This is a genomic window from Streptomyces sp. NPDC006372 (assembly GCF_040612515.1).
Taxonomy (GTDB): domain Bacteria; phylum Actinomycetota; class Actinomycetes; order Streptomycetales; family Streptomycetaceae; genus Streptomyces.
Genome location: NZ_JBEXQJ010000011.1, coordinates 13,459 through 40,096 on the forward strand (window position 1 = coordinate 13,459; position 26,638 = coordinate 40,096).

Here is a 26,638-nt window from a genome sequence, read left to right on the forward strand (position 1 = left end):
GTGGAGGCACCTTTTGTACACGCGGGAGCTCGGAGCACCGGGCTGAGAGGGCGCTGACCTCCGTCCCTGCGATGTTTCACATGAAACATCACCGAAGTCGAGTGATGTTTCACACGAAACGTCGGCAGACGGAAGCCGCTGCGTCGACCGCCGAACCTGTTACCGGGTAATGCCGGCGTAGGGAGTAGGTCTCATGACCAACAAGGACGCACGCACGCCTGCCTCCGTTCAGGACGAGAAGTCCCAGGAGGCCGGGAAGTCCATCGGCTGGCACAAGGCGTACGTCGAGGGCAGCCGCCCCGACCTGCGGGTGCCGGTCCGTCAGGTGCACCTCACCAACGGCCAGTCGGTCACGCTGTACGACACATCGGGCCCGTACACCGACCCGCTCGTCGACACCGACGTCCGCAGGGGCCTGTCGCCGCTGCGCGAGAACTGGATCATCACCCGCGGCGACACCGAGGAGTACGCGGGCCGGCCGGTCCGCCCCGAGGACGACGGCATCAAGCACACCTCACCGCGCGGCGGTCTCCGCAACCTCGATGCGGTCTTCCCTGGCCGGCCGCGCCTGCCGCGCCGTGGCAGGGACGGAAAGGCCGTCACACAGCTCGCGTACGCCCGTCGGGGCGAGATCACGCCCGAGATGGAGTACGTGGCCATCCGGGAGAACGTTTCGCCCGAGGTGGTCCGCGATGAGATCGCCGCCGGCCGGGCCGTGCTGCCGGCCAACGTCAACCACCCGGAGATCGAGCCGATGATCATCGGCAAGCGGTTCCTGGTGAAGGTCAACGCCAATATCGGCAACTCGGCGGTGACGTCCTCCATCGAGGAAGAGGTCGAGAAGATGACCTGGGCGACCCGCTGGGGCGCCGACACGGTCATGGACCTGTCCACCGGCCGCAACATCCACACCACCCGCGAGTGGGTGCTGCGCAACTCCCCCGTGCCCATCGGCACCGTGCCGCTCTACCAGGCCCTGGAGAAGGTCGACGGCCGCGCCGAGGAACTGACCTGGGACATCTACAAGGACACGGTCATCGAGCAGGCCGAACAGGGCGTGGACTACATGACGGTCCACGCGGGTGTGCGCCTGGCGTACGTGCCGCTGACGGCGAACCGCAAGACCGGCATCGTCTCTCGCGGCGGCTCGATCATGGCCGCGTGGTGCCTCGCGCACCACAAGGAGTCGTTCCTCTACGAGAACTTCGAGGAGCTCTGCGACATCCTCGCCGCGTACGACGTCACGTACTCGCTCGGCGACGGCCTGCGGCCCGGCTCGATCGCGGACGCCAACGACGAGGCGCAGTTCGCCGAGTTGCGCACGCTCGGAGAACTCAACACGATCGCCAAGCGTTTCAACGTACAGACCATGATCGAAGGCCCGGGACACGTGCCGATGCACAAGATCAAGGAGAACATCGACCTTCAGCAGGAGATCTGCGATGAAGCTCCGTTCTATACGCTCGGCCCGCTGACCACGGACGTCGCCCCGGCCTACGACCACATCACCTCCGGCATCGGCGCCGCGATGATCGCCTGGTGGGGCACGGCGATGCTGTGTTACGTCACGCCCAAGGAGCACCTGGGCCTGCCCAACCGTGACGACGTCAAGACCGGCGTCATCACCTACAAGATCGCCGCTCACGCCGCCGACCTCGCCAAGGGGCACCCGGGCGCCCAGGAGTGGGACGACGCGCTGTCCGACGCCCGCTTCGAGTTCCGGTGGGAGGACCAGTTCAACCTCGCCCTCGACCCGGACACGGCTCGAGAGTTCCACGACGAGACGCTGCCCGCGGAGCCCGCCAAGACGGCTCACTTCTGCTCGATGTGCGGGCCCAAGTTCTGCAGCATGAAGATCTCACAGGACATCCGCCGTGAACACGGCGGCAGTCGCGACGAGATCGAGGAGGGCATGGCCCAGAAGTCGAAGGAGTTCGCCGCGAGCGGGAACCGGGTGTACCTGCCGGTTGTCGACTGACACACACTCAACTCGACATGGTGCGCTCCCCCCGGGCTCCGGCCTGAGCAGGGGAGCGCACTTGTTCTATCTCCCAAGGGGGCGCGCGCTGACGCAAATGCGCCTCTTGACCTGACGTGCCAATACCGGCACGCTCATGGGGCGGGAACTACGCGCATAGATGACGCCCACTGCTGCACGTGTGCATGGGCTAGCACTCCAGAACCGGGTGCTCACTCAGGAAGGTATTTGCCATGACCTGTAAAACGCTCAGACCCAAAGAAATGAGGCGTACATGCTACGAAATCTCAGAACGACCATGGCCACCTTGTGCTCCTTCATCTGGCGTACCGCACAGGCCACTTGGGGCCTCATCTGTAGAGCGGCACGTGCTGCCCGACACGGAGTAGGGCGCATCTGGCGGGCTGCTCGGCGTGGAGAGCGACGCATTCGTCCGCATGTTCGAAGAATCCAAATTCTGAATTCATATTGTCAAGTCACTCTTGCTTTGTTGGCAGTTCACGAAACGATCCGAATGAGTTTGAATCCAACCTACGAGCCACCCGCTCGCCGGATCATTGAGTATTTCTTGCACCTCTTCGAAATCTTGTAGTTAGAACCTATGTGCGTAGTACCCAACCTGCACGGCCGTCAGCGCGCGACGGCCGTGCCTCAATGTGAGCGGGCTGCTCCCTCGTGGGAGTAGCCCGCAGCTGTTTGGGCCTGGTCTCGCCGCGCCCCAATGATCTTGAGCACGGTCGGGGTCGTGTCCGGTGCGCTTCGGGTCGGTCACCGGTGGGCGCACACCAGTTGATCGCGCGCGAATGGGGGAGCTGGTACAACGAGGCGCTTGACGCCGCTGCTCGATCGCATGAGGGGGCGCATCCACGGACATTCCGCCGTGAACACGGCGGCAGCCGCGACGAGATCGAGCCGGACTGACACCGGCGCACACCGGGGCCGGGGACCGGTGGCCCCCGGCTACTCCGGCTGGTGCTCCGGCCCGCCGAAGTCCGGGCTGCTGTAGTCCGGACTGCTGAAGCTGGGCCGCGAGCCGCGCCGGCCCTCCTCCGGGCTGGTGAAACCCGGGCGGTCGTATCCGAGGTGCGGCATACGGCTGACCGGTGCGGACGAGGACGGATGGTGCAGCGCGGCCGCCGCGTCAGGGTCGACGAGGGCTTCCCGGAAGAAGGGCAGGACGCCCCGCTCCAGCAGCGCCTCCCGCCAGGCCTCCCTGGCCTTGTCCACCTCCCCCTGCAGCTCGCCGTGCGGACCGCCTTCGGCCGTCGGCTTGTTGCGCAGGGCGGTGAGCAGCAGACCCACAGCGGCGACGAGGATCGCGATGGCGGTCACGGCGCCGAACACCCAGCCCGTGGTGAGCATGGTCCGGGCGAACGCCTGCTCGGGGTTGAGCATCTGCAGGATGTAGCCGACGAGCAGGAAGATCGCGGCGGCGGTGCCGGCCAGGACGGGCGCGAGGACGGCGACGACGGCGACGGCTCCCGCGCCGGCGGTCTCGGCCACCTCCCCCATGGTCGCGGCGAACCCCGCGGCGCCTGTGCCCGGCTCGGAGGAGCCGGACTCGCGCACGGCAGGTTGGCCGGACCGCACCGGCTGGCGCAGTTCGTCGCGGACCTTGACGTAGTGCTGGTACTCGGTCGACGCGGCCGCCGTGATGATCGCGGTGGCGTTCAGCGCCATGGTGCGCAGTTGTTCGGAGTTGAGCCGCTGTCCGACAGCGGCGAGTTCCGGACGGTGTGGTGCGGAGCGCAGCGCCTCATCGAGGATCCGCTCGTATTCCTGGCGGTCCTCGCTCAGCAGGTGCTGCGGAACGCTGTTCATGTGCATCCCCCGATGCTCCGTAGGGCTTGGGGCTCGGCATGCTGACGAGCCGTCGGGCAGAAACGGAGGGGAGCCTGCTACGGATAAGCCGATGGTAGAGCCGTGGAGGTGGGCGGTGACAGGGGGTTTACCGAAATTGGCCCCTCACCGGTCCGGTCCTGTGACGGGGAACGCCTGCCCGGTGAACGTTCACGTACCCAGTGGGAGTTGCTGGACCAGCAGCTTTCCGGCCATGGTCACCCCGCCGTCCATGGCGATGGCGAGTCCGTCGGCGTAGACGTGTGGTCCCTCGATGACCGGGTCGCTGTTGTCCTCGTCGTCCTCGGAGCCGACCTCGCCCAGCAGATAGGGGATCGGGCTGTGCCCGTGAACGATGCGGGTGCCCCCGTACGTATCGAGCAGGGAGCGGACGGCGTCCGCGCCGCCCTCGTCGCGGAAGGAGAACCGCTTGGTGAACTTGCGGAACAGGTCCCAGACCTCGTCCGCGTCGTTGCGTGTGAGCGTCTCGCGGACGGTGTCGTTGACCTCTTCGATGGAGCGGCCGTAGTCGAGGTAGGCGGTGGTGTCGGAGTGCACGAGCAGGTGGCCGTCGACCTCCTCGACGGCGTCGAGGCGGGACATCCACTGCAGGTGGTGGTCCTGGAGGCGGTCCATGTCGGTCTTCTGGCCGCCGTTGAGCAGCCAGGCCGCCTGGAAGGTGGCGGTGCCCGCGCCGGAGTTGACCGGGGTGTCGCCGAACCGCTTGGCACCGATCAGCAGCAGCTCGTGGTTGCCCATGAGGGCCTTGCAGTAGCCGCCGGCGGCGGCGGCCTCGGCGGACAGCCGCATCACCAGGTCGATGACGCCGATGCCGTCCGGGCCGCGGTCGGTGAAGTCGCCGAGGAACCAGAGCCGGGCGGTGCCCGCGCACCAGTGGCCGGCGGCGTCGAGCAGGCCCTTCTCCTGGAGGGCGCCCACCAGCTCGTCGAGGTAGCCGTGCACGTCGCCCACGACGTACAGCGGTCCCTGGCCGGTGTTCGCCTGCGGGGTCGCGGCGGTTTCGGGATCGACGGTCACCTGGACAGTGTCACCCCGGTTGATGACGGGGAGGTCACGCTCGGTCGGCGTGTACCCCTCCGGGTAGGTCTCCGAGGGCGGTGGGGCTACGTCGCCGGGGTGGGCGCTGTGGACGTACGGACCGGCCTCGTTGACGTACGCGGGCACCCGGAAGTCGCGCAACGTCGCCGTCCGCTCCGCCTCGGGTCCCTGACCGGCCCCCTGAGTCATCGACCCCTCCACCATCGCGCCGCATCTGCACCGCATCGGACTGCCTGGTCGTAGCGGCCCGTGGGTGTCGTGGGCCCATCATAGGAATGCGGATCGCGCCGTGTGATGACCCAGGGGTGGTGAATCAGAGCAAGAGTCCAGTTCACCGCGGCTTTCGCCCCGATTGGGCCGGGCTTTGACCGCCGTGTGACCGTCCTCGCTCGCCTTCTCTTCGCGAGAACGATCCCTTCTCTGCGGGGGACCGGCCCCGTTTCTCCCCAGGGGGCGCCTGCCCCCCCCCGACCGGGGAGGGTGCCTACGTCTGCTCGGGTGACCGCGGCGGGCTGACCGTCGTGCGCGGCGAGCGTCGCTGGGACGAGGTACGCACGATCAGCTCCGTCGGTATCACCTGCTCGACCGTGTGGTCCGATTCCACTCCCTCGATGGCGTCGATCAGGAGCTGCACCACCGCCGTGCCGATGCGGCGGGGCTTCAGGGAGAGCGTGGTGACGGGCGGCTCGGTGTTGGCGTACACGGTGGACTCGCTGCAGCAGACCAGCAGCAGGTCGTCGGGTACGCGCAGGCCGTAGCGGCGGGCGGCGGCGAGCAGGTCGGTGCCGTTCGGGTCGAACAGCCCGTAGACCGCGTCGGGCCGGTCGGGGCGGGCGAGGAGCCGGTCGGCGGCGACGGCGCCCGCGCACGGATCGTGCGCCGGGTAGGCCTCGTACACCGGGTCCTGGCCGACGCGCTCGCACCAGCGCAGGTAGGCGGTGGTCGACAGGTGGGTGTAGGTGTCCGTGGTCGTGCCGGTGAGCAGGCCGATGCGGCGGGCGCCGGCGGCGGCCAGGTGGTCGAGGATGCCGAGGACGGCGGCCTCGTGGTCGTTGTCGACCCAGGCCGTGACCGGCAGGGAGCCGGCCGGGCGGCCGTCGGAGACGACGGGCAGACCTTGCCGGACGAGTTCGCTGACGACCGGGTCCTGGTCGGAGGGGTCGATGACGACCGTGCCGTCCAGGGCGACGTTCGACCACACGTCGTGGCGGGAGGTCGCGGGGAGGATGACCAGGGCGTAGCCGCGGGCCAGTGCGGCGGAGGTGGCGGCTCGCGCCATCTCGGCGAAGTACGCGAACTCGGTGAAGGTGAAAGGTTCATCCCCGTACGTGGTCACGGTCAGGCCGATGAGTCCCGACTTGCCGGTACGGAGGGTCCGGGCGGCGGCCGAGGGGCGGTAGCCCAGTCGGTCGGCGACCTCACGGACGTGGCGCCGGGTGGCGTCCGGGAGCCGGCCCTTGCCGTTGAGGGCGTCGGAGACGGTCGTGATGGAGACTCCGGCGGCGGCGGCCACGTCTCTGATACCCGCCCGACCCGGCCGGCTGCCTCGTCGTGAGGTTTCCGCGCGGCTCACCTGGTGCTTCCCTGCTGCTGTCATGGCGAGCCGATAGTAGGGCTCATGCGGTGGGGTAGTGCGGACGCATATGCACGCGTTGACAGGCACGTTTCTGCATGATCATTTAACCCCAATTGCTTGGGAAACCAAGGGGGTTGAGCGCTCCCATGGCAGTACGTGGCGTGTCGACGCGTGCGGACCTGCCAAGGGGTCGATGTTGCGAAGAGGTCTCAACTCACCTGCACGGGGGATGCGCGCCACGGCGTACACCACCGGCGCGTAGATATATGCGAGGCGCGCCCCCGTATTCGTACGCCTTCGTACAGCGGTGCCCCTGATGCCTGAGGGATACGGGAGGCCGGCGCTCGCGGGTCCGCCTCGGCTATACGCAGCGGCGCCGAATCCTCATAAGGTGAGCAGTATTGGATGTCGGCGGCGGTCATGGGCCGCCGGTCTTCGCGAGGAGGACTGCGGTGAGCGAGACGAGCCCGAAGCTGCGCGCCGAGCTGGAGGGGATCCCCACCTACAAGCCGGGCAAGCCCGCGGCGGCCGGCGGGCCGGTGGCCTACAAGCTGTCCTCCAACGAGAACCCCTATCCGCCGCTGCCGGGTGTGATGGAGACCGTGACGGCGACGGCCTGCAACTTCAACCGCTACCCGGACATGGCCTGTACGGCGCTGATGAACGAGCTGTCCGAGCGGTTCGGCGTGCCCCTCGCCCACCTGGCCACCGGCACTGGTTCGGTGGGGGTCGCCCAGCAGCTGATCCAGGCCACCTCCGGTCCGGGCGACGAGGTGATCTACGCCTGGCGGTCCTTCGAGGCGTACCCGATCATCACGCAGATCAGTGGCGCGACGTCGGTGCAGGTACCGCTGACGTCGGGTGATGTGCACGACCTCGACGCCATGGCCGACGCGATCACCGACCGGACCCGGCTGATCTTCGTCTGCAACCCCAACAACCCGACCGGAACGGTCGTGCGACGCGCGGAGCTGGAACGCTTCCTCGACCGGGTCCCCGGTGACGTGCTGGTGGTGCTGGACGAGGCCTACCGCGAGTTCATCCGCGACCCCGAGGTCCCGGACGGTGTGGAGCTCTACCGCGACCGGCCCAACGTCTGTGTCCTGCGGACCTTCTCCAAGGCGTACGGGCTCGCCGGTCTGCGCGTGGGGTTCGCCATCGCCCACGAGCCGGTGGCCGCGGCGCTGCGCAAGACGGCGGTGCCGTTCGGTGTGAGTCAGCTCGCGCAGGAGGCGGCGATCGCCTCGCTGCGGGCCGAGGACGAACTGTTCGGGCGGGTCGGATCACTGGTGTGCGAGCGCACGCGCGTGGTCGACGGGCTGCGCGCTCAGGGCTGGACGGTGCCCGAGACCCAGGCCAACTTCGTGTGGCTGCGGCTGGGGGAGCGCACGGTCGCGTTCGCGGAGGCGTGCGAGCAGGCGGGCGTGGTGATCCGGCCGTTCCCGGGCGAGGGTGTGCGGGTCACGGTCGGGGAGACCGAGGCGAACGACATCTTCCTGAAGGTGGCGGAAGGTTTCCACAAGGAGCTGTAGGGCTGCGCGCGCCGGCTCAGGCGTCGAGGTCCCGGGCTGCCGTCGAGGCGGCCCGGGACCTCGCGCGGTCTGTGCGAGGCGGCATGCGCATTCAACGGTGTGTTGAAGTTCGTGCCCAGGGGTTGACTGTGACAGGGGACCCCCTTACGGGCTCGAAAGTGCGTGCTGCATAATGGCTTGTGAATGTGAACGCTTTCACAAGCGGTTGTAAGGAGCGGCGACGTGGACCTGGCTTTGGCGCCGGAGACGCTGGCGCGATGGCAGTTCGGCATCACCACCGTCTATCACTTTCTGTTCGTTCCCCTGACGATCTCACTGGCCGCGCTCACGGCCGGGCTGCAGACCGCCTGGGTGCGGACGGAGAAGGAGAAGTACCTCCGGGCGACGAAGTTCTGGGGCAAGCTCTTCCTGATCAACATCGCGATGGGTGTGGTCACCGGCATCGTGCAGGAGTTCCAGTTCGGCATGAACTGGTCGGACTACTCGCGCTTCGTCGGTGACGTCTTCGGCGCGCCGCTCGCGTTCGAGGCCCTGATCGCCTTCTTCTTCGAGTCCACGTTCATCGGTCTGTGGATCTTCGGCTGGGACAAGCTGCCCAAGAAGATCCACCTGGCCTGTATATGGATGGTCTCGATCGGCACGATCCTGTCCGCGTACTTCATCCTCGCGGCCAACTCCTGGATGCAGCACCCGGTCGGCTACCGGATCAACGGTGCGAAGGGGCGGGCGGAGCTCACCGACTTCTGGCTGGTGCTCACCCAGAACACCGCCCTCGCCCAGGCCTTCCACACGCTCGCAGCGGCCTTCCTGACCGGCGGTGCCTTCATGGTCGGCATCGCCGCCTTCCACCTGGTCCGCAAGAAGCACGTGCCCGTGATGAAGACCTCGCTGCGGCTCGGCCTGGTCACCGTCGTCATCGGCGGCATGCTCACCGCGATCAGCGGCGACGTGCTCGGCAAGATCATGTACGAGCAGCAGCCCATGAAGATGGCCGCGGCCGAGGCGCTGTGGGACGGCGAGAAGCCGGCGCCCTTCTCGGTCTTCGCCGTCGGCGACGTCGACAAGGGACACAACAAGGTCGCCATCGAGATCCCCGGCCTGCTGTCCTTCCTCGCCAAGGACGACTTCACCTCGTACGTGCCCGGCATCAACGACGTCAACAAGGCCGAGCAGGAGAAGTACGGGCCCGGCGACTACCGGCCCAACATCCCTGTCGCCTACTGGGGCTTCCGGTGGATGATCGGCTTCGGTATGACGTCGTTCGCCCTCGGCATGGCCGGGCTCTGGCTGACCCGCAAGAAGTTCATGCTGCCGCAGCACCTGAGGGTGGGCGACGACGAGGTGCCGCATCTCGTCCTGCTGCCGAAGAAGGCGCTCGGTCCGACCCTCACCAAGTGGTACTGGCGCATGGCGATCCTCACGCTGGGCTTCCCGCTGATCGCCAACTCCTGGGGCTGGATCTTCACCGAGATGGGCCGCCAGCCGTGGGTCGTCTACGGGCTGTTCCAGACGCGTGACGCGGTCTCCCCCGGTGTCTCCCAGGCCGAGGTCCTCACCTCGATGATCGTCTTCACCACGCTGTACGCGATCCTCGCCGTCGTCGAGGTCAAGTTGCTGGTCAAGTACGTCAAGGCGGGCCCGCCCGAGCTCACCGAGGCCGACCTCAACCCGCCCACGAAGATCGGCGGCGACTCCCGTGACGCCGACAAGCCGATGGCCTTCTCCTACTAGGCCGAGGGAGCTGCACAGTCATGGAACTGCACGACGTCTGGTTCGTCCTGATCGCCGTCCTGTGGACCGGCTACTTCTTCCTGGAGGGCTTCGACTTCGGGGTCGGTGTGCTCACGAGGCTGCTGGCCCGCAACCGGCCCGAGAAGCGGGTGCTGATCAACACGATCGGCCCCGTCTGGGACGGCAACGAGGTGTGGCTGCTGTCGGCGGGCGGTGCCACCTTCGCCGCCTTCCCCGAGTGGTACGCCACGCTCTTCTCCGGCTTCTACCTGCCCCTGCTGCTCATCCTGGTCTGCCTGATCGTCCGGGGGGTGGCCTTCGAGTACCGTGCCAAGCGGCCCGAGGAGAACTGGCAGCGCAACTGGGAGACGGCGATCTTCTGGACCTCGCTGATCCCCGCGTTCCTGTGGGGTGTGGCCTTCGGCAACATCGTGCGCGGCGTGAAGATCGACCAGGACTTCAACTACGCCGGTGGCGTGCTGGATCTGCTCAACCCGTACGCGCTCCTGGGCGGTCTGGTCACGCTGGCGCTGTTCACCTTCCACGGGACGGTGTTCGTCGGGCTCAAGACCGTCGGTGAGATCCGGGAGCGGGCGCGGAAGCTGGCGCTGCGGGTCGGATCGCTGACTGCTGGGCTGGCCCTCGCCTTCCTGGTGTGGACGCAGGCCGACCGGGGCGACGGTGCGTCGCTCGTCGCACTGGTCGCGGCCGTGGCATCGCTCCTCGTCGCGCTCGTCGCGGCCCGGGCGGGCCGCGAGGGCTGGGCGTTCGCCCTGTCGGGACTCACCATCGTGGCCACGGTGGCGATGCTCTTCCTGACGCTGTTCCCGAACGTCATGCCGTCGACGCTGAACCCGGACTGGAGCCTGACGGTCACCAACGCCTCGTCCAGCCCGTACACGCTGAAGATCATGACCTGGTGTGCGGCGATCGCCACGCCGGTCGTGATGCTCTACCAGGGCTGGACGTACTGGGTGTTCCGCAAGCGCATCGGTACGCAGCACATCGCCTAGCCCGTGCACTGAGGTGTGTTTCACGTGAAACCAATCGATCCGCGTCTGCTCCGGTACGCCCGTGCCACCCGGGGCTTCCTGGCGGCGGTCGTCGCCCTGGGTGCCGTCGGAGCGGGACTGGTCATCGCGCAGGCGATGCTCATCGCCGAGGTGGTGGTCGGTGCGTTCCAGCACCGCATGGCGGTGGCCGAGCTCGGCACTCCCCTGCTGCTGCTGGCCGCCGTCGCCCTCGGGCGGGCGCTGGTCGGCTGGCTCACCGAGCTCGCCGCGCACCGGGCGAGCGCAGCGGTGAAGTCCGAGCTGCGGGGGCGGCTGCTGGAGCGTTCCGTGCGGCTGGGGCCCGGGTGGCTGAGCGGCCAGCGGACCGGTTCCCTGGTCGCCCTGGCCACCCGGGGGGTCGATGCCCTCGACGACTACTTCTCGCGCTATCTGCCGCAGCTGGGCCTTGCGGTGGTCGTGCCGGTCGCGGTGCTGGCGCGGATCGTCACCGAGGACTGGGTCTCCGCGGCCATCATCGTCGGCACCCTGCCGCTCATCCCGGTCTTCATGGTGCTGATCGGCTGGGCCACCCAGTCCCGGATGGACCGGCAGTGGCGGCTGCTCTCCCGGCTCTCGGGTCACTTCCTGGACGTCGTCGCGGGACTGCCGACGCTGAAGGTCTTCGGGCGTGCCAAGGCGCAGGCCGAGTCGATCCGGCGGATCACCGGAGAGTACCGGCGGGCGACCATGCGCACGCTGCGGATCGCCTTCATCTCGTCCTTCGCGCTGGAACTGCTCGCGACGATCTCGGTGGCGCTGGTCGCCGTGACGATCGGCATGCGGCTGGTGCACGGCGAGATGGACCTGTACATCGGCCTGGTCATCCTGATCCTGGCACCGGAGGCGTATCTGCCGTTGCGGCAGGTCGGGGCGCAGTACCACGCGGCGGCGGAGGGGCTCGCCGCCGCCGAGGAGATCTTCGGCGTCCTGGAGACGCCCGAGCCGGTGTCCGGTTCGCGGGCCGTGCCGGCGGGGGCGGTGTCCTTCGAGGGCATGACCGTCCGGTACCCGGGGCGGTCCGCGGACGCCGTGCGGGACGTGTCCTTCACCGTGGCCCCCGGGGAGACGGTCGCGCTGGTCGGGCCGAGCGGGGCTGGCAAGTCGACGCTGCTGCAGGTCCTGCTCGGGTTCGTGCCACCGGCCGAGGGACGGGTGCGGGTCGGGGAGGTCGACCTCGCCGACGCCGACCTGGAGCAGTGGCGTTCCCAGGTCGCGTGGGTGCCCCAGCGGCCCCACCTGTACGCCGGGACGATCGCCGAGAACGTACGGCTGGCGCGGCCCGACGCCGACGACGACGCCGTACGCCGGGCGTTGCGGGACGCGGGGGCGCTGGAATTCGTGGACGCCCTGCCCGAGGGTCTGGACACCGTGCTCGGCGAGGACGGCACCGGGCTGTCCGCCGGGCAGCGGCAGCGGCTCGCGCTGGCCCGGGCGTTCCTCGCGGACCGGCCGGTGCTGCTGCTCGACGAGCCGACGGCCGCGCTGGACGGGGCCACCGAGGCTGAGGTCGTGGCAGCGGTGCGGCGGCTGGCGGCCGGCCGGACGGTGCTGCTGGTGGTGCACCGGCCGGCGCTGCTGGGCGTGGCGGACCGGGTGGTGCGGCTGGCGGAGCCCCGGCTCACCGCCGTGCCCGCGGCGCGTCCTGCCGTGCGGGGGAGCGGGGCGCGGTCGGCCGAGGCCGGACCGCCCGCCCCGGCCGAGTCTCCCGAGCAGCCCGCTTCGGGCGGCGTTCTCGCCCGGGTCCGAGCCATGTCGGGTCCGCGGCGCGGGCGGCTGGGGCTCGCGTTGCTGCTCGGCGCCCTCGCGCTCGGGAGTGCCGTCGGGCTCATGGCGACGTCCGGGTGGCTGATCTCCCGGGCCTCGCAGCAGCCGCCCGTGCTGTATCTGATGATGGCCGTGACGGCCACGCGGGCCTTCGGTATCGGGCGGGCCGTGTTCCGGTACGCCGAGCGGCTCGTCTCGCACGACGCCGTGCTGCGGATGCTGGCGGACACCCGGGTCGCGGTGTTCCGCAGGCTGGAGCGGCTGGCGCCCGCCGGTCTGCGCCGGGCCCGCCGGGGCGATCTGCTCTCCCGGCTGGTCGCGGACGTGGACGCGTTGCAGGACTACTGGCTGCGGTGGCTGCTGCCGGCCGGGGCGGCGGTCGTCGTGTCGGCCGCCTCCGTCGGATTCACGGCGTGGCTGCTGCCGGAGGCCGGTGCCGTGCTCGCCGCCGGACTGCTGGCGGCAGGCCTGGGTGTGCCCCTGGTCACCGGTGCCGTCGCCCGCCGCGCCGAACACCGGCTGGCGCCGGCCCGCGGAGCGCTCGCGACGCGGGTGGCCGATCTGCTCACCGGCACCGCGGAACTGACCGTCGCCGGCGCCCTGCCGGCGCGGACCGCCCAGGCACGTGAGGCCGACGGGACGCTCACCCGCATCGCCTCGCGGGCGGCCACCGCCACGGCACTCGGCGACGGGCTCACCGCGCTGATCTCCGGCCTGACCGTCACCGCCGCCGCCCTGGTCGGCGCGCAGGCCGTCGCCGCCGGACGGCTGGACGGTGTGGCCCTGGCCGTCGTCGTCCTCACCCCGCTGGCCGCCTTCGAGGCCGTGCTCGGGCTGCCGCTCGCCGTGCAGTACCGGCAGCGGGTGCGCCGGAGCGCCGAGCGGGTGTACGAGGTGCTGGACGCCCCGGAGCCCGTGCGGGAGCCGGAGCGGCCCCGGCAGGCGCCCGCCTCGCCGTTCCCCGTGGCGCTCAAGGGGCTGGCCGCCCGGTACGCCGGGCAGGACCGGGACGCGCTCGCCGGGCTGGACCTGACCCTCGAGGAGGGCCGCCGGATCGCCGTGGTCGGGCCCTCCGGCTCCGGCAAGACGACGCTGGCGCAGGTGCTGCTGCGCTTCCTCGACACGGACGCGGGGTCGTACACGCTGGCCGGGGTGGACGCGTACGCGCTGCACGGCGACGACGTACGGCGGCTCGTCGGGCTGTGCGCGCAGGACGCGCACCTCTTCGACAGCTCGCTGCGCGAGAACCTGCTGCTCGCCAAGAAGGACGCCACCGAGGACGCACTGCGCGCCGCGCTCGGCCGGGCCCGGCTGCTGGACTGGGCCGACAGCCTGCCCGACGGGCTCGACACGCTCGTCGGCGAGCACGGGGCGCGGCTGTCCGGAGGGCAGCGGCAGCGGCTGGCGCTGGCCCGCGCGCTGCTCGCCGACTTCCCCGTCCTGGTGCTCGACGAGCCCGCCGAGCACCTCGACCTGCCGACCGCCGACGCGCTCACCACCGACCTGCTGGCCGCCACCGAGGGCCGTACGACACTGCTCATCACGCACCGCCTGGCGGGTCTGGACGCGGTGGACGAGGTGATCGTGCTGGACCAGGGGCGGGTGGCGCAGCGCGGGGCGTACGCGGAGCTGGTGGCGGTGGAGGGGCCGCTGCGGGAGATGGCGGCGCGGGAGGCGGCGTCGGAGGAACTGGCGGGAGCGCGGTAGCGGACTGCGGTCCCGCCGCGAGGCGGGCTCACGCCTGCTGATCCATTCGGGGCACCCGGGTCCCCCAGCCGTACGACGTGAACAGGACCGGGTGGCCGACGCCGGGCGACGATCACTGACATGCGCTCATATCGCCGTCACCGGCTGCTCGTTCCCGCTCTGCTGTGCGCCGTGGCCGTCCTGGCGGCCCGGCCCACCGCGGCGGACCGGCAGCCCGCGAGCGGCGGGACCGGGGACTCGGGCCTCAGCTCCGAGGTGGTGCGGCTGTACGAGGAGGCGGCGGTCGCGACGCAGCAGTACGAGGCGGGGCGCAAGGCGGCGGAGAAGCAACGGGCCCGGGCCCAGCGAGCGGAGAAGCTGCTGGATCGCCGGCGGCGGCACATCGCCGGCCTGCACGAGGACCTGGGCCGGATCGCCCGAGCCCAGTACCGCGGCAACGGTGGGCTGCCGGTGGCCGCGCAGATGATCCTCGCCGACAGCCCCGAGGAACTGATGCGCGGTCAGCACGCCTTCTCGCAGGCGGACCTCGCGGTGACCAACGCGATCGCCAAGAGCCGCCGCGCCGAGACACGGCTCGCCGCGGCCGAGGCCGAGGCTTCGACCCTGTGGCAGGCGCTGGACCAGCGGAACACCCAGCTCGCCCGGCTGAAGGCGGGCATCGAGCGGAAACTCGAAACGGCCCGCACACGGCTCCAGGGGCGGGCGGACGCCTCGGTCGCCGCCGGGGCCTGCCGAGGGGCCGTCCGGCTGGACCAGCCGAGGACGGGGTTCACCACCGCGTGGGTCGCGCCGGTGGAGACGTACGAGCTGTCCGCGTCGTACGGCAGCGGGGGTTCGCGCTGGGCGAGCCGGCACACCGGGCAGGACTTCGCGGTGCCGATCGGCACACCGGTGCGGGCCGTGGGCGAGGGCCGGGTGGAGAGGGTGTCCTGCGGCGGTGCCTTCGGCATCGAGATCGTGATCGAGCACGCGGGCGGCTACTACACGCAGTACGCCCATCTCGCGTCCGTCGCGGTCGAGCAGGGGGAGCACGTCAGCCCCGGCCAGTGGATCGGCCAGTCGGGCACCACCGGCAACTCCACCGGCCCGCACCTGCACTTCGAGACCCGGGTCACCCCGGAGATGGGCTCGGCGGTGAACCCGGTGGCGTGGCTGAAGGAGCGGAGGGTGTCGCTCTGAGCCGCTGCGCTATGGCCGGCGCACCTCACTCAGCAGCCGCTCGATCACGACCGCCACGCCGTCCTCGTTGTTCGCGACCGTCCGTCCCGAGGCCGCGGCGATCACGTCCGGGTGGGCGTTGCCCATCGCGTACGACCGGCCCGCCCAGGTCAGCATCTCGACGTCGTTCGGCATGTCGCCGAAGGCGACGACCTGCTCGTGCGAGATGCCGCGCTCGGCACAGCACAGGGCGAGCGTGCTGGCCTTGGACACCCCTGGACCGCTGATCTCCAGCAACGCGCTCGGGCTGGAGCGGGTCACGCCGGCGCGGTCGCCGATGGCGAGCCGGGCCAGGGTCAGGAAGGCGTCGGGGTCCAGGTCGGGGTGGTAGGCGAGGATCTTCAGCACCGGCTCGCCGGCCGCCGGGTGGTCTCCGGACAGCAGTTCCTCGGCCGGAGCGAGACTGTCGGGGATTTCCATGTGCAGCTTCGGATAGGCCGGTTCCTGGTAGAAGCCGTACGTCTGCTCCACCGCGTACACCGTGCCCGGCGCCGCCTCGCGCAGCATCCGTACGGCGTCCAGGGCATTCTCCCGGGCCAGCTCGCGCACCTTGACGAACCGGTGGGCGCCGGGGCCGCCGTGCAGGTCGACCACGGCAGCGCCGTTGCCGCAGATCGCCAGGCCGTGGCCGTGGACGTGGTCGCTGACGACATCCATCCAGCGGGCCGGGCGACCCGTGACGAAGAAGACCTCGATGCCCGCCTCCTCGGCGGCGGCCAGCGCGGCGACCGTGCGCGGGGACACCGACTTGTCGTCCCGCAGCAGGGTTCCGTCGAGGTCGGTGGCGATCAGCCGCGGCGGGAGGGTCTCGGCCGCGGTCTCGGGCTCTCGGGTCGCTGAGGTCACCCGGCCATTGTCCCGCATATGCGTGCACGGCCGTGCGGGAGTCCGCACAGGTGAGTGGATACCGCCCTCACCGCCCTCACCTGGAGTCTCCTGGGCTCTCCCGGGGGAGCAGCCCGTAGGGGCCTCAGCGCAGTTGCGCCGGGGCCTCCATGGCGATCTGCTCGAAGATCTTCTCGTCCGCCGCGAAGTTCGAGTCGGGAATGGGCCAGTGGACCACGATCTCCGTGAAACCCAGCTCCGCGTGCCGCCCGGCGAAGTCGACGAAGGCGTCCAGGGACTGGAGCGGGGTGCTGCGGTCCGGGGTGAATCCGGTGAGCAGGACCTTGTCGAGGCCGGTCAGGTCCCGGCCGACCTCGGCGCAGATGTCGGCGAGCCGCTCCGCCTGCCCGCGAATGGCCTGAACCGACTGTTCAGGGGTGCCGTTCTCGAACAGCTTGGGGTCGCCGGTGGTCACCCATGCCTGCCCGTGCCGGGCGGCCAGCCGCAGCCCGCGCGGTCCGGTCGCGGCCACCGCGAACGGCAGCCTGGGGCGCTGCACACAGCCGGGGATGTTCCGTGCCTCGTGCGCCGAGTAGAAGTCGCCCTCGTACGACACGGTGTCCTCGCTGAGCAGCCGGTCGAGCAGCGGGACGAACTCCGCGAAGCGGTCGGCCCGCTCGCGCGGCGTCCACGGCTCCTGGCCGAGCGCGGTGGCGTCGAAGCCGGTGCCGCCCGCGCCTATGCCCAGCGTGACCCGTCCACCGGAGATGTCGTCGAGGGAGATCAGTTCCTTGGCGAGGGTCACCGGGTGCCGGAAGTTCGGCGAGGTCACCAGCGTGCCCAGCCGCAGCCGGTCGGTGATGGCCGCGGCGGCGGTCAGCGTCGGCACGGCGCCGAACCACGGGCCGTCCCGGAAGGTACGCCAGGACAGATGGTCGTAGGTGTACGCGGTGTGGAAGCCGAGCTGCTCGGCACGCGTCCAGGCCGTACGGCCGCCTTCGTGCCAACGGCGGTAGGGAAGGATCACGGTGCTCAGACGCAGACTCATGACATCGAGCGTAAGGGAGCCCCGCCGGTCACCCGTGTTTCACGTGAAACACTCACCGTGAGTCGCGGGTCGCGCGCAGCGGGTCAGTGCGGTCCGGGAAGGCTCAGATACCGCGGCGGCACGGCCTGGGTCAGCCACACGCCGTTCGCGCTCATGTGGAAGACATGGCCGTCCCCATGCATGGCGGCCGCGTCCACCGTCAGCACGATCGGCCGCCCGCGGCGGGCGCCGACGCGGGTCGCCGTCTCCCGGTCGGGTGAGAGGTGCACGGCATGCCGGTCCATCGGTCTGAGCCCCTCGGCCCGGATCGCGTCCAGGTGGCGGGCGACGGTGCCGTGGTAGAGGTGCGCGGGCGGGGTGGCCGGCGCCAGGCCCAGGTCGACCTCGACGCTGTGGCCCTGGCTGGCGCGGATCCGGGTGCCCTCGACGGCGAATCGCCGCTTGTCGTTGGTGGCGACGACATGGTCCAGTTCGTCGCGGGTGAACCGGAAGCCGTGCGTGGCGGCCGCTCCGATCTGTGCGTCGATCTCGACCCAGCCGCCTTCGTCGAGGGTCAGACCGATCCGTTCCGGCTGGTGACGCAGATGCTTCGAAAGGTACTTCGACACCTTGACGGTGCGTCTCTCGTCCATCTCACCAGGGTGCGGGAGAGACGTGAATCACGCGATCGAGTTTCACCGCAGAGGTTTGATCCACAACCAAGTGGTGTTATCCACAGGGGAATTCGCGATTCTGTGGACAACTGGCCTTCAACGCACGGGCATTGGGCCGTCACAGCGGCGGCTTCAGCCGCGCGATGCCCCGCACCACCCCCGGTGCGAAGCGGGCCAGCACCCGCGCACTCCGCGCTTCCGGGGTCACCGGCACCACCGCCTCGTTGCGTGCCACCGCCCGCAGGATCGCCCCCGCGACCTTCTCCGGAGGATAGTTCCGCAGCCCGTACAGGCGGGCGGCGCGCTGCCGGCGCCGCTTCTCCTCACCGGCGTCGACCCCGGCGAAGTGCGCCGTGGACGTGATGGCGGTGTTGACGATGCCCGGGCACACCGCCGTCACACCGATGCCCTGCCCGGCGAGCTCCGCACGCAGGCACTCGCTGAGCATCAGCACGGCCGCCTTGGAGGTGCTGTAGGCGGGCAGCGCCCGGGACGGCTGGTACGCCGCCGCCGACGCCACGTTGACGATGTGGCCGCCCTGCCCGCGCTCGGCCATCCGCTGCCCGAAGAGCCGGCAGCCGTGGATCACGCCCCACAGATTGACGTCGAGGACCTTCTGCCAGTCCTCGGCCGTGGTGTCGAAGAAGGAACCGGACAGTCCGATCCCGGCGTTGTTCACGAGGACGTCCACCACGCCGTACTCGCTGCCGACCTTCTCGGCGAGCTTCTCCATGGCCTTCTCGTCGGAGACGTCGGCCGTCTCGGCCCAGGCCGCGGGGGCACCCGCCCGGCGGGCGGACTCGGCGGTGCGGACCGCCGCCTCGGCGTCGCGGTCGACGGCCACCACACGCGCTCCGGCCTGGGCGAACGCGAGCGCCGTCGCCCGTCCGATGCCGCTGCCGGCCCCGGTGACCAGCACGAGCTGTCCGCCGAACCGCTCGGCGTGCCTGCCGCTCGCCGCGACCGGAGCCCGCCCCTCCTCGATCGATGTCACGAACTCGGTGATCCAGTGCCCCAGCTGGTCGGGACGGGTGCGAGGGATCCAGTGCCCGGCCGGAAGGGTCCGCCGGATCAGGTGGGGCACCCACTGCTCCAGTCCCTCGTCGAGCCGCTCCGAAAGGAAACGGTCCTGGAGGGGTGTGACGATCTGCACGGGCGCGTGGGCGTGCGCGTCCGGGCGCGGCCGGCGCAGCCGGGGCCGGACGTTGTCCCGGTACAGCCAGGCCCCGTGCGCCGCGTCCGAGGGCAGTGACGAGGTCGGGTAGCCGTCGCCCGGCACCTTCTCGAGGCGCTCCAGCATCCTCGGCCAGCGCCTGCCGAGCGGGCCGCGCCAGGCGAGCTCGGGCAGCACGGGCGTGTGCAGCAGGTACACGTACCAGGACCGCGCGCCCTGCCCGAGGAGCTGGCCGACGCGGCGCGGGGTGGGCCGTTTCAGGCGGCTGTCGATCCAGTGGCCGAAGTGGTCGAGGGACGGCCCGGACATCGACGTGAAGGAGGCGACGCGGCCCTCGGTGCGCTGTGCGGTGGTGAACTCCCAGGCCTGCACCGAGCCCCAGTCGTGCCCGACCAGGTGCACCGGCCGGTCCGGGCTGACGGCGTCGGCGACGGCCAGGAAGTCGTCCGTCAGCTTCTCCAGCGTGAACCCGCCCCGCAGCGGCCGCGGTGCCGTCGACCGGCCGTGACCGCGGACGTCGTACGCCACCACGTGGAAGTGCCCGGCGAGCCGCGCGGCCACCTCGGACCACACCTCCTTGCTGTCGGGGTAGCCGTGCACGAGCACGACCGTCGGCCGACGAGGGTCCCCCAACTCGGCCACGCACAATTCGACTTCACCGGTCCGCACCCGGCGCTCCCGCGCCCCCCTGAGCAACGTCATCCGGCGAATCTGGCAGTTGTTAGAGAAGTCGTCAATAGGGCGTCCTCGGGGCCGCCACGGCCGTGGTAACTCCAGAGAACCAGCTCCCCTAAGGGCCCGTACTACTCCAGGCTGATACGAAGACAGCTCTGCGGAGTGACGACCGCCACGTGCACGGCCCCTACCGTCGAAGCGTGACTGTGATCGCGACCGAAAGCCTGAGCAAGCGGTTCCCCAGGGTGACCGCGCTTGACCGGCTCTCCGTGGACGTCGGGCCCGGTGTGACCGGACTCGTCGGAGCCAACGGGGCCGGCAAGTCCACACTGATCAAGATCCTGCTGGGTCTGTCCCCCGCCACCGAGGGCCGCGCCGCAGTGCTCGGACTCGATGTCGCCACCAAGGGCGCCGACATCCGCGAGCGGGTCGGCTACATGCCCGAGCACGACTGCCTGCCGCCGGACGTCTCGGCCACCGAGTTCGTCGTCCACATGGCGCGCATGTCCGGCTTGCCGCCCACCGCCGCGCGCGAGCGCACGGCCGACACCCTGCGCCACGTCGGCCTGTACGAGGAGCGCTACCGCCCCATCGGCGGCTACTCGACCGGCATGAAGCAGCGCGTGAAACTCGCGCAGGCCCTCGTGCACGACCCGCAGCTGGTGTTCCTGGACGAGCCGACCAACGGCCTCGACCCGGTCGGCCGCGACGAGATGCTCGGCCTGATCCGCCGGATCCACACCGACTTCGGCATCTCGGTCCTGGTCACCTCGCACCTGCTGGGCGAACTGGAGCGCACCTGCGACCACGTCGTCGTCATCGACGGCGGCAAGCTCCTGCGCTCCAGCTCCACCACGGACTTCACCCAGACCACCACGACCCTCGCGATCGAGGTCACCGACACCGACGAGCACCCGGACGGCACCCGCGCGGTGCGCGACGCGCTGCACGCGCGCGGGGTGAGCGTCGAGGACGGCAGCGGCCTGCCGGGCGCCGGCCACATCCTGCTGCTCACCGCACAGGGCGAGGAGACCTACGACCTGGTCCGGGACGTGATCGCCGACCTCGGACTCGGCCTGGTGCGCATGGAGCAGCGCCGGCACCACATCGCCGAGGTCTTCACCAGCAGCGACGAGAGCGAACAGCGGAAGGAGGCGGTCGGCCATGGCGGTTGAGCACTCCACGGGCACACCCGCCCCGGCACCGGGTGACCAGACCCGCATCCACAACATCGGCTACCGCAACTACGACGGCCCCCGCCTCGGCCGCGCCTACGCCCGCCGCTCCCTGTACTCGCAGTCCCTGCGCGGCTCCTACGGCCTCGGCCGCTCGGTCAAGTCCAAGGTGCTGCCGATGCTGCTGTTCGTGGTGATGTGCGTGCCCGCCGCCATCATCGTCGCCGTCGCGGTCGCCACCAAGGCCAACTCCCTGCCGCTGGACTACACGCGCAACGCGATCGTCATGCAGGCGGTCATCAGCCTCTACGTCGCCTCGCAGGCACCCCAGTCCGTCTCACGCGACCTGCGCTTCAAGACCGTACCGCTGTACTTCTCGCGTCCCATCGAGACCGCCGACTACGTCCGCGCCAAGTTCGCGGCGCTGGCCTCGGCGCTGTTCATCCTGACCGCGGCACCCCTGCTCGTGCTCTACGTGGGCGCGCTGCTGGCCAAACTCGACTTCGCCGACCAGACCAAGGGATTCGCACAGGGACTGGTTTCCGTGGCACTGCTCTCTCTGCTGTTCGCCGGCATCGGCCTGGTCATCGCGTCCTTCACCCCGCGCCGCGGCTTCGGCATCGCGGCCGTGATCGCCGTGCTGACCATCACCTACGGCGCCGTCTCCACCCTCCAGGCCATCGCCGACGCGCAGGGCAGCAGCGACGCCGTGCCGTGGATCGGGCTGTTCTCGCCGATCACGATCGTCGACGGGGTGCAGGCCGCGTTCCTCGGCGCGACCTCCGCCTCCCCCAGCGGGGTGGGCCCGAGCACCGCCGAGGGCGTCGTCTACGTCCTCGTCGCCCTGGGCCTGATCGCGGCGAGCTACGGCCTCCTGATGCGCCGCTACAAGAAGGTGGGACTGTGACCACGCTCAACATCGACCACGTCTCCCGCTGGTTCGGCAACGTGGTCGCCGTCAACGACATCACCATGACCGTCGGCCCCGGCGTCACCGGCCTGCTCGGCCCCAACGGCGCCGGAAAGTCCACCCTCATCAACATGATGGGCGGCTTCCTCGCCCCCTCCACCGGCACGGTCACGCTCGACGGACAGCCGGTGTGGCGCAACGAGCAGATCTACCAGCACATCGGCGTCGTGCCCGAGCGGGAGGCGATGTACGACTTCCTCACCGGGAAGGAGTTCGTCCTCGCCAACGCCGAGCTGCACGGCCTCGGCGCCAAGGCGGCCCAGAAGGCGCTCGCCACGGTCGAGATGGAGTACGCGCAGGACCGCAAGATCCAGACGTACTCCAAGGGCATGCGCCAGCGCGTGAAGATGGCCTCCGCCCTGGTCCACGACCCGTCGCTGCTCCTGCTCGACGAACCCTTCAACGGCATGGACCCGCGCCAGCGCATGCAGCTGATGGACCTGCTGCGCCGCATGGGCGACGAGGGCCGCACGGTGCTGTTCTCGTCCCACATCCTCGAAGAGGTCGAGCAACTCGCCTGGCACATCGAGGTCGTCGTCGCCGGCCGGCACGCCGCGAGCGGCGACTTCCGCAAGATCCGCCGCCTGATGACCGACCGTCCGCACCGCTACCTGGTGCGCTCCAGCGACGACCGCGCCCTCGCGGCCGCGCTGATCGCCGACCCGTCGACCTCCGGGATCGAGGTCGACCTCGCCGAGGGCGCCCTGCGCATCCAGGCCGTCGACTTCGGCCGCTTCACCGCGCTGCTGCCCAAGGTCGCCAGGGACCACGGCATCCGGCTGCTCACGGTCTCGCCGTCCGACGAGTCCCTCGAGTCCGTCTTCTCGTACCTGGTCGCGGCGTAGGAGGCCCTGATGTACGACCCCACAGTCGCCCGGCTCACCTACCGGGCCCTGCTCGGCCGGCGCCGGGCCCTCATCCTCGGTGCCCTGCCGCTGCTGCTGATCGTGATCTCCGTGGCGGTGCGCGGACTGGCCGGTGCGGACGACCAGACGGCGTCGGACCTGCTGGGCGGCCTCGCCCTCGCGACGATGGTGCCCCTCATCGGCGTCATCGCCGGGACCGGCGCCATCGGGCCGGAGATCGACGACGGCTCGGTGGTGTACCTGCTGTCCAAGCCGATCAAACGGCCGACGATCATCTTCACCAAGCTCATCGTGGCCATCGCGGTGACCATGGTGTTCTCGGCGGTGCCGACGCTCGTCGCCGGGTTCATCCTGAACGGCAACGGCCAGCAGATCGCCGTCGCCTACACGGTCGCCGCCCTGGTCGCGTCCATCGCGTACGCGGCCATGTTCCTGCTGCTCGGCACGGTCTCCCGGCACGCGGTGGTGTTCGGACTGGTCTACGCGCTGGTCTGGGAGGCCCTGTTCGGCTCCCTGGTGCCGGGCGCCCGCACGCTGAGCGTCCAGCAGTGGTCGCTGGCCGTGGCCCAGAAGGTGTCCGGCGGGGACCTGGTCTCCTCCGACGTGGGTCTCACCACGGCGACGGTGCTGCTGGTGGCCGTCACGGTGCTGGCCACCTGGTTCGCCGGACAGAAGCTGCGCTCCCTCACCCTCGCCGGCGAGGAGTGACGTGCCCCGGCCCTGACGGAGACTTCACCTCTGTCAGGGCACACTGGGCGAACGGGATGTAGGGGAATCACACGGGAGTTGGACGGCTGGGAGGACGGGGATGGCGGACGAGAGAGCTCAGGACGAGACCCGGGACGACCTCGACGGGGTCGTACTGGACGAGGACTTCATACGCTCCGCCGGGACCTCCGAGCCGTCCGCCCGCGCCCGGATGCTCGCCGAGAAGTGGCGCCGTGAGGAGCCCGAGCCCCAGCCGTGGCGCTCCGACGAGCCGCCCGCGGGCTGGTTCTTCAGCAAGGTCCGGCGGCGCAGATGGCCCAGGAAGTAGCGGGCCGAGCCGTCGATCCGGCCGCCGATTTAATCAGTGGCGTCCAATTCGCCCGGCGGGCACAGTGGTTGTCATCACCGCCGGGCGCAGCGCCCGGCGCCACGTTCTGGGAGAGGAGCGGGACGATGTCCATGCACGGCAGTACGTCCAGCTCCCTTCAGGGCAGCCCGCGGCGGGATCCGGAGTAGCCACCACCCCTCCGTCGAACCCGCCCCACACGGGGAGCTGCCCGGGGCGGCCGCTTCGAGCACGCGAATCGCACATCGCGTGGGCCGCCCACCCGGAGGATTGGCCGAGTGGTAAGGCACCGGTTTGCCCTGCGTTTGATCAGAAGCAGCCGTGGTCGGGTCGAAAGGCCCGCGCACGTTCGATCCGTGCATCCTCCGCCGCGCAAGACCCGAAGGCTCAGCCCAGCAACCGCTCCAGCACCACCGCGATGCCGTCCTCCTCGTTCGAGGACGTCACCTCGTCGGCCACCGCCTTCAACTCCTCGTGAGCGTCAGCCATCGCGACACCGTAGGAGGACCAGGCGAACATCGGCAGGTCGTTGGGCATGTCGCCGAAGGCGATCGTGTCCGCCGCCTTCACCTTGAGCCGACGGGCCGCCAGGGAGAGGCCCGTCGCCTTGGACAGGCCCAGGGGGAGCAGCTCGACTATGCCCTCGCCCGCCATGACGACGGTGACGAAACCACCGGCGGTCCGGGTGGCCACCTCGCACAGCTCGTCGTCCGACAGCGTCGGGTGCTGGATGTAGAGCTTGTTCAGGGGCGCGCTCCACAGGTCCGACGCGTCCGTGAACGGGGTCGCGGGGAGGGCCCCGTGGGCCGCGTAACCGGGGCCCACCAGCACCTCACCGTCCAGGCCGTCGCGGCTCGCCGCCAGGTACAGCGGGCCGACCTCCGCCTCGATCTTCGCCAGTGCCACCCCGGCCAGCTGCCGGTCCAGCGTCACCGATGTCAGCAGGCGGTGGGCACCGGCGTCGTACACCTGCGCGCCCTGGCCGCAGACGGCGAGGCCCTGGTAGCCGAGGTCGTCGAGGATGTGCCGGGTCCAGGGGACCGCGCGGCCGGTGACGACGATGTGCGCGGCGCCCGCCGCGGTGGCCGCGGCGAGCGCGTCACGGGTCCGGGGCGACACCGACTCGTCGGAACGCAGCAGCGTCCCGTCGAGGTCGGTCGCGATCAGCTTGTACGGGAAGCCGCCCGAAGGGGCCGTGTCGCTCACTTGGCCACCGGCTCCAGGACCTCCCGGCCGCCCAGGTACGGACGCAGCACCTCGGGCACGCGCACCGAGCCGTCGGGCTGCTGGTGGTTCTCCAGGATCGCCACGATCGTGCGCGGTACGGCGCACAGCGTGCCGTTGAGCGTGGCCAGCGGGCGGACCTGCTTGCCGTCACGGACCCGGATCGACAGCCGGCGGGACTGGAACTCGGTGCAGTCCGAGGTCGAGGTCAGCTCGCGGTACTTGCCCTGGGTCGGGATCCAGGCCTCACAGTCGAACTTGCGGGAGGCCGAGGAGCCGAGGTCGGCGGAGGCGACGTCGATGACCCGGAACGGCAGCTCGAGCGAGGTCAGCCACTGCTTCTCCCACTCCAGCAGCCGCTGGTGCTCGGCCTGCGAGTCCTCCGGGGCGACGTAGGAGAACATCTCGACCTTGTCGAACTGGTGCACGCGGAAGATGCCCCGGGTGTCCTTGCCGTGCGAACCGGCCTCGCGGCGGAAGCAGGGCGAGAAGCCCGCGTAGCGCAGGGGCAGGCGGTCCACGTCGAGGATCTCGTCCATGTGGTACGCGGCCAGCGCGACCTCGGAGGTGCCGACCAGATACAGGTCGTCGGCCGCGAGGTGGTAGACGTCCTGGGCGGCCTGGCCGAGGAAGCCGGTGCCCGCCATGGACTGGGGGCGGACCAGGGCCGGGGTCAGCATCGGCGTGAAGCCGGCCGCCGTCGCCTGGGCCATCGCCGCGTTCACCAGGGCGAGCTCCAGCAGGGCGCCCACACCCGTCAGGAAGTAGAAGCGCGAGCCGGAGACCTTGGCGCCGCGCTCGACGTCGATCGCGCCGAGGATCTGGCCGAGCTCCAGGTGGTCCTTGGGCTCGAAGCCCTCGGTGGTGAAGTCGCGGATCGTGCCGTGCGTCTCCAGCGTGACGAAGTCCTCCTCGCCGCCCACGGGCACGTCCGGGTGGACGAGGTTGCCGAGCCGCTGGAGCAGCTCCTGGGTCTCGGCGGCTGCCGCGTCGCGTTCCGCGTCGGCGGCCTTGACGTCGGCGGCCAGCTGGCTCGCCTTCTTCAGCAGCTCGGCCTTCTCGCCCCCGGACGCCTTGGGGATCAGCTTGCCGAGCGCCTTCTGCTCGGCGCGCAGCTCGTCGAAGCGGACGCCGGACGACCTGCGCCGCTCGTCGGCAGAGAGGAGGGAGTCGACGAGCGCGACGTCCTCTCCACGGGCGCGCTGCGACGCGCGCACACGGTCGGGGTCCTCACGGAGCAGGCGAAGGTCAATCACGCGGTCAAGGCTACCGGTGTGGGGTGACCGCTCACGACTCACTATTCAGGTGGCTCATTACGTACCGTTATGGGCGAATTGCTCTCAGTGTCAATAAAAGGCAGCCCTCTCCCCGGTACGAGGCATCCGCGGGGTGCTGTATTGACTCGACTTCCCTGTGGGCAACGGGACTTGGGGTCGAGTTGTCCACAGGAATCCACACCTGCCGAAGAGTTATCCACAGCCTGTGTGGAAGATCTGTGGACTTCGGAATTGATCACTC

At 70.2% G+C, this 26,638-nt stretch carries 20 protein-coding genes, 1 tRNA gene and 1 riboswitch; of the genes, 12 read left to right on the forward strand and 9 right to left on the reverse strand.

The genetic code is table 11. From position 1 onward, the window contains the following. Window positions 1-11: 11 nt before the first annotated feature. A riboswitch (TPP riboswitch) is annotated at window positions 12-201 on the forward strand. Continuing rightward, window positions 194-1,978 (forward strand): phosphomethylpyrimidine synthase ThiC, encoded by a 1,785-nt coding sequence (thiC, locus tag ABZ016_RS18740; protein WP_356917737.1) that lies wholly within the window; start codon window positions 194-196, stop codon window positions 1,976-1,978. Its footprint overlaps the riboswitch before it by 8 nt. A 960-nt stretch (window positions 1,979-2,938) precedes the next feature. Here thiC and ABZ016_RS18745 read toward each other — a convergent pair. From ABZ016_RS18745 to ABZ016_RS18755, 3 genes are all read right to left on the reverse strand, one after another. Continuing rightward, window positions 2,939-3,805, reverse strand: coding sequence for a hypothetical protein (locus ABZ016_RS18745; RefSeq protein ID WP_356917738.1), 867 nt, complete (start codon window positions 3,803-3,805; stop codon window positions 2,939-2,941). 183 nt (window positions 3,806-3,988) lie between these two features. Next, a complete protein-coding gene (locus tag ABZ016_RS18750) occupies window positions 3,989-5,080 on the reverse strand; it encodes a metallophosphoesterase (protein WP_356917739.1) in 1,092 nt (363 codons plus the stop codon). Between the two features lie 280 nt (window positions 5,081-5,360). Beyond that, a complete protein-coding gene (locus ABZ016_RS18755; protein ID WP_356917740.1) occupies window positions 5,361-6,473 on the reverse strand; it encodes a LacI family DNA-binding transcriptional regulator in 1,113 nt (370 codons plus the stop codon). 431 nt (window positions 6,474-6,904) lie between these two features. Here ABZ016_RS18755 and hisC point away from each other — a divergent pair, with 431 nt between their 5' ends. From hisC to ABZ016_RS18780, 5 genes are all read left to right on the forward strand, one after another. Continuing rightward, complete coding sequence (gene hisC / locus ABZ016_RS18760) at window positions 6,905-7,984, forward strand: histidinol-phosphate transaminase (protein ID WP_356917741.1); 1,080 nt, start codon at window positions 6,905-6,907, stop codon at window positions 7,982-7,984. A 222-nt stretch (window positions 7,985-8,206) separates the two neighbouring features. Next, entirely contained in the window at window positions 8,207-9,715 is a 1,509-nt protein-coding gene (locus ABZ016_RS18765) for a cytochrome ubiquinol oxidase subunit I (protein ID WP_356917742.1), read from the forward strand. A gap of 20 nt (window positions 9,716-9,735) precedes the next feature. Continuing rightward, window positions 9,736-10,728 carry a cytochrome d ubiquinol oxidase subunit II gene (gene cydB, locus ABZ016_RS18770; protein WP_356917743.1) on the forward strand — a complete coding sequence of 331 codons (993 nt, stop codon included), beginning with the start codon at window positions 9,736-9,738 and terminating at the stop codon, window positions 10,726-10,728. A 24-nt stretch (window positions 10,729-10,752) separates the two neighbouring features. Next, window positions 10,753-14,238: a thiol reductant ABC exporter subunit CydD gene (gene cydD / locus ABZ016_RS18775; protein WP_356917744.1), complete on the forward strand. Its 3,486-nt coding sequence runs from the start codon at window positions 10,753-10,755 to the stop codon at window positions 14,236-14,238. 120 nt (window positions 14,239-14,358) lie between these two features. Then, window positions 14,359-15,417 carry a peptidoglycan DD-metalloendopeptidase family protein gene (locus ABZ016_RS18780; RefSeq protein WP_356917745.1) on the forward strand — a complete coding sequence of 353 codons (1,059 nt, stop codon included), beginning with the start codon at window positions 14,359-14,361 and terminating at the stop codon, window positions 15,415-15,417. Window positions 15,418-15,426: 9 nt separating this feature from the next. Here ABZ016_RS18780 and ABZ016_RS18785 read toward each other — a convergent pair whose 3' ends face one another. The 4 genes from ABZ016_RS18785 to ABZ016_RS18800 form a co-directional block, all read right to left on the reverse strand. Then, complete coding sequence (locus ABZ016_RS18785; RefSeq protein WP_356917746.1) at window positions 15,427-16,320, reverse strand: HAD hydrolase family protein; 894 nt, start codon at window positions 16,318-16,320, stop codon at window positions 15,427-15,429. A 106-nt stretch (window positions 16,321-16,426) separates the two neighbouring features. Next, entirely contained in the window at window positions 16,427-17,329 is a 903-nt protein-coding gene (locus ABZ016_RS18790) for an LLM class flavin-dependent oxidoreductase (protein ID WP_356917747.1), read from the reverse strand. Window positions 17,330-17,412: 83 nt separating this feature from the next. Beyond that, entirely contained in the window at window positions 17,413-17,961 is a 549-nt protein-coding gene (locus ABZ016_RS18795) for an RNA 2'-phosphotransferase (RefSeq protein WP_356917748.1), read from the reverse strand. Between the two features lie 139 nt (window positions 17,962-18,100). Then, entirely contained in the window at window positions 18,101-19,858 is a 1,758-nt protein-coding gene (locus tag ABZ016_RS18800; RefSeq protein ID WP_356917749.1) for an SDR family oxidoreductase, read from the reverse strand. Between the two features lie 179 nt (window positions 19,859-20,037). On the opposite strand from ABZ016_RS18800, the gene ABZ016_RS18805 reads away from it, so the two are divergent. The 6 genes from ABZ016_RS18805 to ABZ016_RS18830 all read left to right on the forward strand — a co-directional run bounded on the left by ABZ016_RS18805 (window position 20,038) and on the right by ABZ016_RS18830 (window position 24,264). After that, window positions 20,038-21,006 (forward strand): ABC transporter ATP-binding protein, encoded by a 969-nt coding sequence (locus tag ABZ016_RS18805; protein WP_356917876.1) that lies wholly within the window; start codon window positions 20,038-20,040, stop codon window positions 21,004-21,006. Then, window positions 20,996-21,913, forward strand: a complete 918-nt coding sequence (locus tag ABZ016_RS18810; protein ID WP_356917750.1) for an ABC transporter permease — start codon at window positions 20,996-20,998, stop codon at window positions 21,911-21,913. The genes ABZ016_RS18805 and ABZ016_RS18810 overlap by 11 nt, the downstream gene beginning before the upstream one ends. Next, on the forward strand, window positions 21,910-22,821 hold the full coding sequence (locus tag ABZ016_RS18815) for an ABC transporter ATP-binding protein (RefSeq protein ID WP_356917751.1): 912 nt from the start codon (window positions 21,910-21,912) through the stop codon (window positions 22,819-22,821). Before ABZ016_RS18810 ends, ABZ016_RS18815 begins: the two co-directional genes overlap by 4 nt. 9 nt (window positions 22,822-22,830) lie before the next feature. Then, window positions 22,831-23,550 (forward strand): ABC transporter permease, encoded by a 720-nt coding sequence (locus ABZ016_RS18820; RefSeq protein WP_356917752.1) that lies wholly within the window; start codon window positions 22,831-22,833, stop codon window positions 23,548-23,550. Window positions 23,551-23,650: 100 nt separating this feature from the next. Further along, window positions 23,651-23,878: a hypothetical protein gene (locus tag ABZ016_RS18825; RefSeq protein ID WP_356917753.1), complete on the forward strand. Its 228-nt coding sequence runs from the start codon at window positions 23,651-23,653 to the stop codon at window positions 23,876-23,878. Between the two features lie 282 nt (window positions 23,879-24,160). Next, a tRNA-OTHER gene (locus ABZ016_RS18830) sits at window positions 24,161-24,264 on the forward strand. Window positions 24,265-24,283: 19 nt separating this feature from the next. Here the strand turns inward: ABZ016_RS18830 and ABZ016_RS18835 are convergent. Further along, window positions 24,284-25,102 carry an HAD family hydrolase gene (locus ABZ016_RS18835; RefSeq protein ID WP_356917754.1) on the reverse strand — a complete coding sequence of 273 codons (819 nt, stop codon included), beginning with the start codon at window positions 25,100-25,102 and terminating at the stop codon, window positions 24,284-24,286. After that, the gene (gene serS / locus ABZ016_RS18840; protein WP_356917755.1) at window positions 25,099-26,376 is read right to left on the reverse strand and encodes a serine--tRNA ligase; all 1,278 of its coding nucleotides are present in this window, start codon (window positions 26,374-26,376) and stop codon (window positions 25,099-25,101) included. Before serS ends, ABZ016_RS18835 begins: the two co-directional genes overlap by 4 nt. Window positions 26,377-26,638 lie beyond the last annotated feature (262 nt).

Bases quoted from the DNA above. Each gene is read 5' to 3' on its own strand.
- thiC (WP_356917737.1), top strand. From the start codon at position 194: ATGACCAACAAGGACGCACGCACGCCTGCCTCCGTTCAGGACGAGAAG.
- ABZ016_RS18745 (WP_356917738.1), bottom strand. From the start codon at position 3,805: ATGCACATGAACAGCGTTCCGCAGCACCTGCTGAGCGAGGACCGCCAG.
- ABZ016_RS18750 (WP_356917739.1), bottom strand. From the start codon at position 5,080: ATGGTGGAGGGGTCGATGACTCAGGGGGCCGGTCAGGGACCCGAGGCG.
- ABZ016_RS18755 (WP_356917740.1), bottom strand. From the start codon at position 6,473: ATGACAGCAGCAGGGAAGCACCAGGTGAGCCGCGCGGAAACCTCACGA.
- cydB (WP_356917743.1), top strand. From the start codon at position 9,736: ATGGAACTGCACGACGTCTGGTTCGTCCTGATCGCCGTCCTGTGGACC.
- ABZ016_RS18780 (WP_356917745.1), top strand. From the start codon at position 14,359: ATGCGCTCATATCGCCGTCACCGGCTGCTCGTTCCCGCTCTGCTGTGC.
- ABZ016_RS18785 (WP_356917746.1), bottom strand. From the start codon at position 16,320: ATGCGGGACAATGGCCGGGTGACCTCAGCGACCCGAGAGCCCGAGACC.
- ABZ016_RS18790 (WP_356917747.1), bottom strand. From the start codon at position 17,329: ATGAGTCTGCGTCTGAGCACCGTGATCCTTCCCTACCGCCGTTGGCAC.
- ABZ016_RS18795 (WP_356917748.1), bottom strand. From the start codon at position 17,961: ATGGACGAGAGACGCACCGTCAAGGTGTCGAAGTACCTTTCGAAGCAT.
- ABZ016_RS18800 (WP_356917749.1), bottom strand. From the start codon at position 19,858: ATGACGTTGCTCAGGGGGGCGCGGGAGCGCCGGGTGCGGACCGGTGAA.
- ABZ016_RS18810 (WP_356917750.1), top strand. From the start codon at position 20,996: ATGGCGGTTGAGCACTCCACGGGCACACCCGCCCCGGCACCGGGTGAC.
- ABZ016_RS18820 (WP_356917752.1), top strand. From the start codon at position 22,831: ATGTACGACCCCACAGTCGCCCGGCTCACCTACCGGGCCCTGCTCGGC.
- ABZ016_RS18825 (WP_356917753.1), top strand. From the start codon at position 23,651: ATGGCGGACGAGAGAGCTCAGGACGAGACCCGGGACGACCTCGACGGG.